At 42.5% G+C, this 13,069-nt stretch carries 12 protein-coding genes; 5 read left to right on the top strand and 7 right to left on the bottom strand.

Annotated features, from left to right (window positions below; genetic code table 11):
- Positions 1 to 421 precede the first annotated feature (421 nt).
- Positions 422 to 1,087 (top strand): choice-of-anchor R domain-containing protein, encoded by a 666-nt coding sequence (locus tag IM473_RS20350; protein ID WP_353845159.1) that lies wholly within the window; start codon positions 422 to 424, stop codon positions 1,085 to 1,087.
- 319 nt (positions 1,088 to 1,406) lie between these two features.
- On the opposite strand, the gene IM473_RS20345 is transcribed toward IM473_RS20350, so the two are convergent.
- The 5 genes from IM473_RS20345 to IM473_RS20325 form a co-directional block, all read right to left on the bottom strand.
- Complete coding sequence (locus IM473_RS20345) at positions 1,407 to 2,357, bottom strand: NAD-dependent epimerase/dehydratase family protein (protein ID WP_287659835.1); 951 nt, start codon at positions 2,355 to 2,357, stop codon at positions 1,407 to 1,409.
- A 465-nt stretch (positions 2,358 to 2,822) separates the two neighbouring features.
- Positions 2,823 to 3,713: an FkbM family methyltransferase gene (locus IM473_RS20340; RefSeq protein WP_287659836.1), complete on the bottom strand. Its 891-nt coding sequence runs from the start codon at positions 3,711 to 3,713 to the stop codon at positions 2,823 to 2,825.
- A gap of 15 nt (positions 3,714 to 3,728) precedes the next feature.
- Positions 3,729 to 4,961: an NAD(P)/FAD-dependent oxidoreductase gene (locus IM473_RS20335; RefSeq protein WP_287659837.1), complete on the bottom strand. Its 1,233-nt coding sequence runs from the start codon at positions 4,959 to 4,961 to the stop codon at positions 3,729 to 3,731.
- A complete protein-coding gene (locus IM473_RS20330) occupies positions 4,958 to 5,917 on the bottom strand; it encodes a hypothetical protein (RefSeq protein WP_287659838.1) in 960 nt (319 codons plus the stop codon). Before IM473_RS20330 ends, IM473_RS20335 begins: the two co-directional genes overlap by 4 nt.
- The gene (locus IM473_RS20325; RefSeq protein ID WP_287659839.1) at positions 5,917 to 7,377 is read right to left on the bottom strand and encodes an MBOAT family O-acyltransferase; all 1,461 of its coding nucleotides are present in this window, start codon (positions 7,375 to 7,377) and stop codon (positions 5,917 to 5,919) included. Before IM473_RS20325 ends, IM473_RS20330 begins: the two co-directional genes overlap by 1 nt.
- 162 nt (positions 7,378 to 7,539) lie before the next feature.
- Here IM473_RS20325 and IM473_RS20320 point away from each other — a divergent pair, with 162 nt between their 5' ends.
- Positions 7,540 to 8,511 (top strand): FkbM family methyltransferase, encoded by a 972-nt coding sequence (locus tag IM473_RS20320; protein WP_287659840.1) that lies wholly within the window; start codon positions 7,540 to 7,542, stop codon positions 8,509 to 8,511.
- Between the two features lie 125 nt (positions 8,512 to 8,636).
- On the opposite strand, the gene IM473_RS20315 is transcribed toward IM473_RS20320, so the two are convergent.
- Positions 8,637 to 9,062: a hypothetical protein gene (locus IM473_RS20315; RefSeq protein ID WP_287659841.1), complete on the bottom strand. Its 426-nt coding sequence runs from the start codon at positions 9,060 to 9,062 to the stop codon at positions 8,637 to 8,639.
- A 71-nt stretch (positions 9,063 to 9,133) separates the two neighbouring features.
- Positions 9,134 to 10,132, bottom strand: coding sequence for a UDP-glucose 4-epimerase GalE (gene galE, locus IM473_RS20310; protein WP_287659842.1), 999 nt, complete (start codon positions 10,130 to 10,132; stop codon positions 9,134 to 9,136).
- 69 nt (positions 10,133 to 10,201) lie between these two features.
- Between galE and pap the strand changes: the two genes are divergently transcribed.
- From pap to purN, 3 genes are all read left to right on the top strand, one after another.
- Complete coding sequence (gene pap, locus IM473_RS20305) at positions 10,202 to 11,695, top strand: polyphosphate:AMP phosphotransferase (protein ID WP_287659843.1); 1,494 nt, start codon at positions 10,202 to 10,204, stop codon at positions 11,693 to 11,695.
- Between the two features lie 116 nt (positions 11,696 to 11,811).
- A complete protein-coding gene (locus IM473_RS20300) occupies positions 11,812 to 12,099 on the top strand; it encodes a hypothetical protein (protein WP_287659844.1) in 288 nt (95 codons plus the stop codon).
- Positions 12,093 to 12,731 carry a phosphoribosylglycinamide formyltransferase gene (gene purN, locus IM473_RS20295; protein WP_287659846.1) on the top strand — a complete coding sequence of 213 codons (639 nt, stop codon included), beginning with the start codon at positions 12,093 to 12,095 and terminating at the stop codon, positions 12,729 to 12,731. The genes IM473_RS20300 and purN overlap by 7 nt, the downstream gene beginning before the upstream one ends.
- The last annotated feature ends 338 nt before the right edge of the window (positions 12,732 to 13,069 follow it).

Genomic DNA, 13,069 nt, shown 5'->3' with positions numbered 1-13,069 from the left:
TAAATCTAAAAACCTTGTTGGATAAGACTTTTAGACCTTTTGTCAATCAAAAAGTACCGGATATGGGAGTGATCGGGGGGAAATTTAGGCACTTTTTCCCTGAAAATTAGGTAATTGACCGCCTGAAAATGGGTAAAACCCCACACCCCACACCCCACACCCCACACCCCACACCCCACACCCCACACCCTGCCCCCACCAACAAACTTTTTGCCGCAAACCCTACTTATCATCTACCTATCTTAAAAACTTGACATTTCTACACTAAATTCTATATTCTGCGGACGAGGCCGTACAACCTAGCGAGTTAATCTGCGCTAAGTTACTACAAACCTTTTTTCCGAGCAGATGCTCAGAAGATAGACCATCAATCAAGAACAATTTCAACCTTCTTAACCTTAAATTGGAAAAATGACCAAAAATCAGCAAATTCTGGCAAAACTCGGGGGGGGGTAGCCTTGCTCTCCTTCTTTCCCTAGGTTTAGGACAACAAGCTTCTGCTGTCACCCTCGTTGAGAACTTATCTCAAGGAAATAATGGCACAGGAGATGTAGCCATTAACGTTTGGCAAGGATCAAGCTTTACAACTGGCAGTAGCAGTTATAACCTTAATTCTGCTACTCTTTTGTTCGGAGAAAACACCGCCGATCCCAACTTGTTTGTTCGTCTCTATAGCAACAGCAGTGGAACCCCCGGCACTCAGCTAACCAGTTTTACTAACCCGGCTTCCATTACCACCTCTCTCGCCAATAACACCTTTACCCTGGCTACTCCGTACACATTAGCCGCTAATACCACTTACTGGTTAGTCAGTGGTATTTCAAGTGGTACTGGGTCTTATATTTGGGGGTATACCTCATCTGCCGCTCAAACAGGACTCCCTGGTTGGACGATTGGTGATGGTTTCGTTAAAAGTAACAGTCAAGGGGGAAGTTGGGATTCTTTTCCTACGGATGGCCCTTACCAATTTAGCCTTGAGGGGACTACTTCTCCACCACCCACTAGCGTCCCTGAACCGGGTTCTGTGGTTGCCTTGTTAGGATTGGGAGGATTAGGGTTAGCTTCTAGCCTGAAGAAACGGAAATAGGAACAGTAGGGTGGGGGCGACTCGATTCTCTTGTCTCGTGCCAAGGTTCCACCTGGCAATGGCAAAAGTCAGCGTCTCCCTCCCTTCCCCGATAGGTTATATATGTAGGGTCTGCTGAATAAAGCTAAAAACTTTGTTGGGTAAGACTTTTAGACTTTTTGAAATCAAAAAGTGCCGGGCATGGGAGTGATCGGGGGGAAATTTAGGCACTTTTCCCTGAAAATTAGGTAATTGACCGCCTGAAAATGGGTAAAACCCTACACCCCACACCCCACACCCTGCCCCCACCAACAAACTTTTTCAACAGACCCTAATTAACTTAACAATATAATCCCTGAATCCACTGCCATTCTTGGGCTAATCCTTCGGCTAAAGAGACTTGGGGGTTATAACCTAAAATAGTACGCGCTTTGGTGACATCGGCGGCGGTGTGACGGGCATCTCCCCGGGCCAATCCTTGATGCGATCGCTTGATCGGTTTACCGATGACTTTTTCCATCGTATCCAAGACATCCAGTAAAACCACGCGACTGCCACCACCAATATTAAACACCTCACCCACCGCTTCCGGCACGACGGCAGCGGCTAAATTAGCGGCTACAGCATCGCTAATGAAGGTAAAATCGCGGGTTTGTTTGCCATCCCCGTAGATGCCGATTGGTTTACCCGCGATCGCTGCTTGAAAAAACTTATGGAAAGCCATATCGGGACGTTGCCGCGGTCCATAAACGGTGAAATAACGCAAGGCAGTGACGGGAACGTTAAAATTCTGGTGATATAGCCAACAGAGTCTTTCTGCCGCTAATTTGGTGATGCCGTAGGGTGAAACTGGTTGGGGACAAAGGGTTTCCGGAGTCGGCATCGTTTCCGCGTTGCCATACACCGAGGAGGTGGAAGCAAAAACCATCCGTTGTAAAGAAGGGGTTTCCTTAGCGGCCTCAAGAATAATTTGAGTAGCATTTATATTTCTTTCGGTATATTGACGAAATCCATCACCCCAGCTTGCTCTGACTCCCGCTTGGGCTGCCTGATGAAATAATACTTCTACTCCTGGCAACAGTTGTCTCCAGTCGAGGGCTTGTATATCCGCTTCAATTAACTTAAATTCGGGATATTTTGCTAGAATATGGGCATTTTTGCGCTTTAAACTGGGGTCGTAATAATCGTTAAATTGATCGATACCGATCACCTGATCTCCTTGTTCTAAAAGCTTTTCTGCCAAGTTAGAACCGATAAAACCCGCGACACCAGTAACAATATGAGTAGCCATTTAATCCTAGTCGTTGATATTTTGTATCGATTGTAATCATTTTTGCGCTTTTTGCCGCAATCAATTTCCGTCGTCCGCTGTCAGCTTTTAGGGGTCAAAATCGATAGATTTATTATATCTCCTGCAAAAATCAAATAGATTAGGAGACAGGAGACGGTCTAGAGGAGGACAGGGTAAGCGCATCTTAACAATCCTTGACAAAATGAACTTTAGGTGAGTTGCTTACCCAGAGGACGATTCAGACATATTTGAGGAAAATTGCCCATCTCAATTGTTAAGCAAAAATCGACCAAATGGGTCGATTTCGTGACTATTCTGATTGACTGGTATCACTTGAAATACCCGCACAGCAAACGGATCACAAAATTGGCCAATTGTCAATAGCGTTTAAGATGCTCTCACCCTGGTTGCTGCTTAAATTAACCTGCTCCAACAAGTTATTAATTATCGGTTAATTTCCCTGACTCATATAGTCTTAAATTTGCCAAAAGCGCGAGGATGTCCAGCTTTTTGGGAACAAAGAAAATAGCGCGCGGGTTCGTAATGATTTTCAGCACTAAAAGGGGAACAGAAATTATCTCCGAGTAAATCTTCTCGCACAAAGAAAGCATTCACTCCCGAAAAACTACAAGCTACCAATTTATAACCCTTTTGATGACCAAGTTTTTCTAGAGCTTTCAAACTTGATCCCATATGACTATTATATTTCCATTGGTGACTGGGATTATACTGCATCACCCAACTGGATTCGGGGGGATAAATAGCATTATATTCAAGAATTACCACCCAGGGACGATAATTAGTAATTGCTTGCCAGACCCAATAATCATTACCATCAATATCAATGGATAATAAATCTAATTCTGTCGGTACATTGCCCTCTCGAAACAAGTCTTCAATATTTTCGGCAGTGATAAAAGTATTTTTTAAAGTTAATTGTTGCTTAGCAATTAAATCTTCAAAAGATTGGCGAATACTTTTACAAAATCGCTCACTGCCTTCAATCCAATAACCTTGCCATCCTTTCACTAACAAATAGGTACTATTATTTTCTAAACCGTTGCCAACTCCAAATTCCACAAAGAATTTATTTGTGGTTCCAATGCGATTAAAAATTTCGCTAGTAATGCCATCTTCTCCCGCTTGCGAAAAAACCTTAAATTCGTAGCGGTTTAGTTTTTTAGGGCTATCATATTTTGGGTTTTTATACAAGTTTTCTAGCAGATAATTGTCAATTTGTAACTCTGTTAGTATATCTTGATATTTTGAGGAGGCACTATTCAGAGACTTAAGGTTTTTGAGAATCTCTGGGATTGCTTGCCAAACTGCCGCCATATTTTTGAGAAAGGTTTTCATGGATTTTAACTACAATTAACGAGTATTTTTTGATTCAATCGGTTGTTTAGATAACACTTGTGAATAACGGAGTCGGAGAAGAATTTTTTTTGCCCAATGTTGAAACACTTTCAATTGATGACGTTTGCTGGGTAAACGCAGTATATAGACAAATCGACGCATTATATCAGCTAATCTACCAGTAATATTAATGCCAAAACTGGAGACAAGGGCTGATTGTTTACCTAAGGTTAACATATCACCTAAATGCAGATAATAATAGGATTTGAGCGATTTTTTTCTAATCACTGCCGAGATATTTTTGGCTACTACACTGGCTGCTTGATAGGCTGCTTGTGCTGTGGCAGGAATTACCTGTTTACTAGGATAAATTTCGGCTATATCCCCAACGGCAAAAACTTCGGGATAGTCGATTAATTGTAAACTGGAACGGGTTAATAATTTGCCTTGTGCTGTTTTCTGACAATCTAAATTATTGATCCAATCCTGTGCCTCAGTTCCTGCTGTCCACAATAATAAATCAATGGGGATAACCTCATTTATATTATCTTTAAATACGGTTATGGAATTAGCGTTAACTTCCTTTAATCCCGTGTTTAAATAGATACTAACATTCTTGACTAAAAGGGAACGATAGGAAGTAACACGCACCGATTTAGGGAAGTTTTGCAGTATTTCCTCGTTCTTTTCCACTAGATGAACTTTGCCTTTTTTTCCTAAACGATCAGCCACCTTACAGGCTAATTCTACCCCATTGGGACCGCCGCCAATAATTGCTAAATTAATTGAGGATTTTCCTTGAGTTTCTAAGTCATGAATTGCCATTTGTAATTTTTCCACATCCTCTAAACTCCGAAAAGTTAGCCCATAATCGGCTAACCCCGGTATAGCCGGCCAACGATTCCGCACTCCCACCGCTAAAACGAGGTAATCGTAATCTATAACTTCCTCATTTTCTAAATATACTTGATGATTGTTTAAGTCAATATTACTGGCTTTTTGAGTTTTTAAATTAACCTGAGTTCCTGTTAATAATTGACGGTAGGAAGGGGCAATTTCCCAGCGTTGCAATTCTCCTGTAATTAGTTCATAGAGAAGGGGAGTAAAGAGAAAATGGTCTTTCGGTTCGACTAAAGTTATTTGCCATTGACCCGATTTTACTGCTGTTAATCGACTCAGATCTAGTGCCGTGTATAACCCTCCAAAACCACCCCCCAGAATGCAAATCTTAGTTATTGGTTTATTCATGGATTTTTATTCTCAGTTGTGTTTAAGATGGGTTTAAGTTCCGAAACTAATTGTTCTGAACGAATAATTCTCGCCGGGGGCAAAAGATGATAGTGAGTGTCAGCAAAAATAGTAGAATCGGTCTTAATATTCAAGTCTTTTGGGTCGTAAATTGTTGGCACAACCCGACTTAATTCTTCGGCAGATTTGCGAATATTAGCAACGGTTTTACCATCATTTTTAGCATAAACCCAGGGCAAAGAAACTACCAAAGTCGCCCCTTTTGCTTCTAAATCTTTCTTGAGTTTTTCAATCAATTTAATTGAATGAGGAGAAGCAGCCGTATCAAAGGTCATTTGCCACCATTTCCCTGTTCTTTCCTTAACTATAGTCGGATCACCTGTATTAGTAATCGGATCGGAAAGATAACCCGTCATTCTGCCTTTAGTGAATAAATCAACCATCGATTTAGTAACTGGACGCATCCCCGGAATACCTAATAACCAAGTATCCTCGATCATGGTTTTTAAAGGTATTCCACCTAACCCCGGTTTGCCAATAGCGACGCTAAAAGGTGCGGATCCCCAAAGTCCTTCGCCGCGATTAAAACCGTCCTCATCCATGAGCATGAGATATTCAGGAATCAGCAGAATGACATCTCCTTGGCGCGCTTTTTCGAGAATCATAGCGGCAATGACATTTAACCCGATGTCCCCCTGTAAACCGAAGTTAACCACCGGAATTCCCAATTCTTTGGCCATTAATTCCGAATTTATGCTATAATGCGCCCCCGATCCCGCCGTGACGATTAAACGCCGCGGTGCTTCGACCTTTGCTGCGATCGCTGATTTTTCCTCGTACATCATCCGCAACCAGCTTAATTCGCCGCCGTAGATGACATTATAAACAAAGCCGAGGGACCAAGCGACTCCCACAGAAGCTAACCAGGGGAAAGGGTTAAAGGATTTAGTATTCATCAGAATTCAAAGTAAATAAAGTCACCGGTATTAGTGGAAGCTAGGAGAATAGTTAAACATAGCAATATTTTAGACAGCCAAGGGGATAACAATAGTTCATATTCAAATTTTTTCTGGGCAATAGCCAAATGTTCGAGGATTAAAACAATGATACCAAGAACTAAAGCAACGCTTAAAACTGCTCCTTGATTAAGACTATAGGAACTAAAAATCTCACCGATATTAGCTAAGGAATAATTGAAAGGATTGGCAATAACCAGCATTTTGCCGATTAATCTTCTGGTGTTAACCTCCATGAAAAAGAGACAACCAAAAATGACAGCCAATTGCGTTAAAGCCCAGGAGATAATTTGTGGCTGAGAAACGTATTTTCCGACGAAAGCATAGAAAGGTCGGCCCAGATAACGGAGTAATAATAATAATGCCCCGTGGTAAGCACCCCAAAAGATGAAATTCCAAGCTGCACCGTGCCAGAAACCAGAGAGAGTAAAGGTAATGAATAGATAAAAAGGCGCCCAATTTTTATTGGAACCCATCAGGGGTAAAAACACATAATCCCGAAACCAAGTGCTGAGAGTAATATGCCAACGTCGCCAAAATTCGTTAATACTTTGGGATGTGTAGGGTGCTAAAAAGTTTAATTCCAATCTAACGCCGACAAAATAGGCTAAACCAACAGCAATAAAGCTATAACCGCCGAAGTCAAAATAGATTCTCAGGGTGAATAAAAAGGCCTCAAACCAGATATACCAAGCATTGTCGATCATCTTATCTAATTCGATGTAGGGCGCAATGTTATCGGCGAGGACAAATTTCATAAATAAACCGAGGGAAAGCCAACGCAAACCCTTCTCGAAGTTTTCTCCTGTAAATTTGAGGCGAAATCCCTCCATTTGTGGTAATAAATCCCGGCGACGCTCGATCGGACCTGCGACAATTTGGGGGAAAAAGGAGATAAAATTGACATAATCGAGGACGGCTAGGGGTTTCTTTTTCTTTTCGCGTAGGGAGTCCACGACGAAAGCCACCATCTGGAAGGTATAGAAGGATACCCCCGGTGGGATTTGGCTAGGCACGGGAATCGGAGAAAGTTCCTTCCAGTTAGGGGGGAGGGAAACGAATAATCCGATGATTTCCTGCACAAAAAAGCCGAAATACTTGAAGTAGGCAAGGACGAGAATATCGATGACGATAACGATAGTGGCTAGGAGATTCGCTTTCCAGCCGCTCATTTTCAGCACTAGCCAGACCATAATGTAGTTAAAGGCTAGAGAAACGATGAAAACGAGGAAACTGGTGCGACTGGCGTAATAAAACAGGATTAGGGACAGCACCGCTAATCCGACCCCATCAAAAACACCTCGCCAGAGATTGAAGGACTTCGCTATATAGCGTGCCGTTAGGAAAGGAACACTAAAAAGGATTAATATCCACCAAAATATAAAATCAGAGTAATTCAACGTGTGTTAACTCCTGATGGTCTGTGTTACCTTGTTTGAGATTGGTTTCCTGACTTCTGATGCTCAGAGACGAGGGATTTTCTTGACAAGCTTATCAAACTTTGTCAAACTTGTCCATAAAATTACCTTCATCCATCCTAAAAAATCGAGGCTAGACAAGCAATGCTTTACCAAAAACTGTTAGATGCACATAAACGCTATCGGCAATTTAAGACTTATCCCCATATTGCCGATCAATATTGGTCTAGTCAGTTGGCAGAGCATAATATTAGTCCTAATTATGTGGAATATGATGCTAAATCTGGTCAACTTTTTTATAAACCTTTAGGGGTCAGTTTAAGCAAAAATAAGCAAGATTTCCTCTTGGGTAGTAAAGTTTTTAACAAAGCTAACGCCTTAAAAGCTCTGGCTGATTGTAAATTTTATATCGATGAGCAACAGGAATTAATTATCGAGATCGATGGAGTTAAGTTAATTATCGAGACGGGACAGGATTTAGATATCGTCCATGAAATTTTCCTTTTAGGTGTATATAATTTCCTCTATGATAAGCCCTGTGTAGCGATTGATATTGGTATGAATACGGGTTTTGCTAGTCTCTTTTTTGCCAATCGAGCTAATGTGAAAGCTGTCTATAGTTACGAACCTTTTAAGGCTACCTACGACCAAGCTTTAAGAAATTTTGCCCTCAATCCTAATCTAGCGGAGAAGATTAAAGCTTTTGATTATGGAGTCGGCGCTCGTGATGAAATTATTCAAGTCGAATACGATTACACCGTGAAAGGTAGTGTTGGTATTTCTGGTATTGACAACCAATTAAAACCTTTTGCCTCGAAACAAACAGCTACAGCCGATTTAATTCTTAAACCTTTCACCGATGTGTTTAAAGGTATTACCTCTGACTATCCCGATATCGATATAGTTGCCAAGATTGATTGTGAAGGTTCCGAATACGAAATCCTCGATTCTTTAGCGGCAACTGGTCAATTGGGACAGATTAAAATTGTCATGATGGAATGGCATAAAAAGGGTCCCGATGCTTTAGTCAAACATCTGCAAGACTTCGGTTTTATCATCTTCTCCAGGATGCCTCGCAGTAAAAATGTCGGCACTTTGTACGCAATTAAACCCTAAAGTACAGAAGTGAGGTGATGGGGAGATAGGGAGATGGGGAAATTTCAACTAATACCCCAAAACCCCAACACCTTCTAACTGCTAACTGCTAACTGCTAACTGATAACTGCTAACTGATAACTGCTTTACTGTGCTTGACAATAGGTATTAAAAGCTTCGCCAGTTTCTTTTTCTAATTGTCCGGCTTTTCTTACCTTTTCCTGTGCTAATTTTGCCCCGTTTTTATTGCGAGTTTCGATAACTTGAATTATTTCACGAGTGGCAGTGGCATAATCTTCATAGACTTGAGCGAAAGCGATTTTATATTTCTCTAGTTCTGGATCTTTCACTGCTAATTTTTTCATATTTTCCGCACCCTGTTCGATTTTATCGGCGGCTAATAGCCAACTTTTTTGGTCAATTTCTCTCCCTTGACCGTTGGTTAAGGATTTGGTTTCTTGGGCCACTTCGTTGGCAATCCGATAGATTTTTTGACATTGAAACTGTTTACTATCAGCACAACTTGCTAAAAAAGTCAAGCCGATAAATATTAAGATTATTTGGTTATTCATACCATTGTATTCGAGAGGATTCTAGGGAAGCTTATAACAGTAAACTATCAGCCTCTAGCAGTTTTTTACTGTTAAGCGTGTCTTTTTTGATGCCAATTCCAGGCGTGTTCAACTATTACCTTGAGATCGGCATATTGGGGATGCCAACCGAGAACCTGTTTAGCTTTATCACTACTGCCGATTAAAATGGGGGCATCACCTGCCCTTCTGGGACTTTCGATTACGGGAATATCTAAACCAGTTACTGCTTGCGCTGTTTCAATCACTTCACGCACAGAAAAACCGTTACCATTGCCCAAATTAAACACATTACTTTCGCCCCCATTTAAGAGATATTCTAAGCCTAAAACGTGAGCCTGTGCCAAATCATTGACATGGATATAATCGCGAACAGCAGTGCCATCGGGAGTATCATAATCCGTGCCGAAAATTGACAGGGAATCCCGTTTTTTCAGGGCAGTTAATAAAGCCAGGGGAATTAAATGGGTTTCCGGTTGGTGATCTTCCCCTAATAAACCACTGGGATCGGCTCCTGAAGCATTAAAATAACGGAAAGCCACCGATTTTAAACCGTAGGCCGAATCAAAATCCCGAAGAATTTGTTCCACCATTTCCTTACTGGCAGCGTAGGGACTAAGGGGATGATGGGGATGACTTTCCGTCATCGGAATTTCTTTCGGCATTCCATAAATAGCACAGGTGGAAGAAAAAACAAATTTCTTCACATCGGCGGCGATCATCGCTTGCAAAAGAGTCAGACTCCCACTAACATTATTTTGATAGTAAATGGCTGGTTCCTGCACCGATTCCCCCACGGCAATAAAAGCGGCAAAGTGCATGACAGCGGCAATATCACGACTAGCAAATAAATTATCCAGCAGCGATCGATCCCTGGTATCACCGACAATTAACTCAACTTTTAATATATCCTTAATGATTTCGGCGTGACCGTAGGATAAATTATCGAGTACGATGACGGAATAACCGGCATTTTTGAGCGCTAGAACCGCATGGGAACCAATATAACCCGCACCGCCAGTAACGAGAATGGTAGGTTTAACTTGAGACACGCGATCATACCTATTTGAAATTGACTTGTCTATAACTTTATACCCTAATTTTGCTTTTATTTGACCATCATGTTAAGTCCCCTCGATCTATCTCTTTCCCTTGACAAGGAAACTTATCAATCACAAATTAAAGATTTAATGGAACAACTGCGATCGCTACAGCAGTCCTGTTGGGAATGTAAATTACCCGTGGTGGTGGTTTTGGAAGGTTGGGCGGCGGCAGGCAAGGGAACTTTAGTCAAAAAAATGGTTAACTATATGGATCCTCGGGGTTTTACCGTCCATCCAATTTTAACCCCTTCCTCCCAAGAGGAAAGTTACCCGTTTTTGTGGCGATTTTGGCAAAAACTGCCAGCAAAGGGCAGTATTGGCATTTTTTATCACAGTTGGTACACCCATCTACTAGAGGATCGACTCTTAAATAAATTGCCCTCCTCCCAGATTCCTCTAGTTATGCGCGATATCAACACCTTTGAGCGACAATTATTTGATGATCGGGTCGCGATCGCTAAATTCTGGATTCATCTCAGTCAAAAGGAATTAAAGTCACGCATCAAAGAATACGCCGAAAATGAGCTAGAATCTTGGCGCGTGCGTCCGGAAGATTGGCAACAGGCCAAACGTTATGATGAGTATGCCAGTTTAGCTGAGGAAATGATTACCTACACTAGCACGGGGGCTGCCCCTTGGACATTGGTGGAGGGCAACTGTCAACGCTGGGCCCGGGTAAAAGTTCTCTCCCAATTAGTCGGTACGATCGCTCAAGCTTTGGATCAGCGGCAATTACCGCTCGAACCTCCTGTCAATCTACCACCCCAAGCCCAATTACTGCCCACGGAGCCCGATTATCTGGGGAGAGTGGACTTAAGTGCCAAATTGGAAAAAGAAGAATATAAAATCCGTTTGCGTCAGGCACAGGTAGAATTAAGAAAACTGCAATTAGAGATTTTTCAGGCAAATATTCCCGTTTTAGTCCTGTTTGAGGGGTGGGATGCCGCCGGCAAGGGAGGGGCGATCAAACGCTTAACCGATACCCTCGATCCTCGCAGTTATCAAGTGATTGCCTTTGCTGCCCCGACGGAGGAAGAACACCGCTATCATTACCTCTGGCGCTTCTGGCGCAAATTACCCGCAGCCAAAACTATCGGTATATTTGATCGCAGTTGGTATGGACGGGTTTTGGTGGAGAGAGTGGAAGGATTCGCTAAAGATATGGACTGGCGGCGGGCATATCAAGAAATTAACGAATTTGAGGCCCAATTAACCCATTCAGGCTGTGTTTTAGTCAAATTTTGGTTACATATTAGCCCCGAAGAACAGTTAAATCGCTTCAACGAGCGCCAAAATAACCCCTATCGTCAACATAAACTCACCGATGAAGATTGGCGCAATCGAGAAAAACAGCCCCTCTACCATGTGGCAGTTAATCACATGGTAGCCCGCACTAGCACCCCCGTCGCCCCTTGGACAATTGTGGCGGCAAATGACAAGTATTTCGCCCGCGTTAAAGTCATAGAAACAGTCATTGCCGCTATTGAAACGGGTTTGAAACAACGGGGATAGGGGAGATAGGGGGATAGGGATTTTTTCGATTCACCCTCTCTTAACCCTGATGTGCTGAGAAGCAGAGTCGAGAACTTGATTGAACGTTTTCAATGTCCACCAGAGGAGAAACAATCATGAATCTCAATGAGTTGCCAGGGGCCGAGATCATCTTACCCGGACTGAGGGAGCTTCACAATGGTGAGTCTAATACCATTGGGGCGTTGCTAGTTGCGATCGCAGCGACGCGCCTAACCGAAGTCGGTTTCGATATCCCTAAAAATCACCTAGCTGCAGAGCCAGAGCTAACCTTGTATGCCTATCTCCAAGAGGAACGGGATGATGCTTATCCTTACTATAATGCTTTGCTGAATCGCCTCAACAGCTTTTGCAATGCACTCGAACTCGGTTATAAAATATTATGACAATTTCCCCCAGTTTAATTTCTCCCGATCTCAGTTTGGCCGATATTCCCCTAGAGGAAACCCTCTCTTTAGGAGTGATGGCTTCTGGTAGTGGTTCCAATTTTGCTGTTTTGGCGGCAGCGATCGCCAAAAAACAACTCAATGCCCGAATTCCTGTCCTCATCTACAATAATCCCGATGCCAAGGTAAAAGAAAAAGCCGATCACTACAATATCCCTGCGGTTTTCCTCGATCATCGTCAATTTAAACCCAGAGAAGAACTCGATCGGGCAATAGTCGAAACTTTCCAGGAATACGGCGTAAAATGGGTAATTATGGCGGGCTGGATGCGAATTGTCACCCCAGTGTTACTGGATGCTTTTCCCGATCGCGTGATCAATATCCATCCTAGTTTACTACCCAGTTTTAAAGGTGTGCGTGCCGTGGAACAAGCTTTAGCGGCAGGGGTAAAAGTGACCGGATGTACTGTGCATATCGCTCGCGCGGAGGTAGATAGTGGCCCAATTTTAATGCAAGCAGTGGTTCCCATTCTCCCCGATGATACCACCGCCAGTCTCCATGAACGCATTCAAGTGCAAGAACATCGCATTTTCCCGGTAGCGATCGCTTTAGCGGCGAAATTGGGCCTCTAGAGATAGATTTCCCGACGTCTTTGGCGATAATGCCAGCAAAAAAAGGAAAATTCAAGGTAAATCGTTAAATATCACTCCTTCTTGACACTCCTGTTCCTAAAAGCGAGGGATTCTTGGTTCATCGTTACTCTTTATGCTAAGTAGCTATGTAGCTGGTTATAATTAAATTAAAAATGGATTTTAGGTTCGATCCCCCCTGCCCCCCTTATTAAGCTATCCCTTATAGGGATCTTTCTTAACAATTTTTGCAGTAAGCACTCCAACCCTTATCCTGACTTGATTTCAGTTTTTTCTTTGTCAGTAAGGGTGTCAACAAGGAATATTACAAATTGTTAACC

Source organism: Microcystis sp. M015S2, assembly GCF_020245945.1.
Lineage (GTDB): Bacteria > Cyanobacteriota > Cyanobacteriia > Cyanobacteriales > Microcystaceae > Microcystis.
This window is presented reverse-complemented; position numbering and strand designations above follow the sequence as displayed.

Bases quoted from the DNA above. Each gene is read 5' to 3' on its own strand.
- IM473_RS20340 (WP_287659836.1), bottom strand. From the start codon at position 3,713: ATGAAAACCTTTCTCAAAAATATGGCGGCAGTTTGGCAAGCAATCCCA.
- pap (WP_287659843.1), top strand. From the start codon at position 10,202: ATGTTAAGTCCCCTCGATCTATCTCTTTCCCTTGACAAGGAAACTTAT.
- IM473_RS20345 (WP_287659835.1), bottom strand. From the start codon at position 2,357: ATGGCTACTCATATTGTTACTGGTGTCGCGGGTTTTATCGGTTCTAAC.
- IM473_RS20320 (WP_287659840.1), top strand. From the start codon at position 7,540: ATGCTTTACCAAAAACTGTTAGATGCACATAAACGCTATCGGCAATTT.
- IM473_RS20335 (WP_287659837.1), bottom strand. From the start codon at position 4,961: ATGAATAAACCAATAACTAAGATTTGCATTCTGGGGGGTGGTTTTGGA.
- IM473_RS20330 (WP_287659838.1), bottom strand. From the start codon at position 5,917: ATGAATACTAAATCCTTTAACCCTTTCCCCTGGTTAGCTTCTGTGGGA.
- IM473_RS20315 (WP_287659841.1), bottom strand. From the start codon at position 9,062: ATGAATAACCAAATAATCTTAATATTTATCGGCTTGACTTTTTTAGCA.
- IM473_RS20300 (WP_287659844.1), top strand. From the start codon at position 11,812: ATGAATCTCAATGAGTTGCCAGGGGCCGAGATCATCTTACCCGGACTG.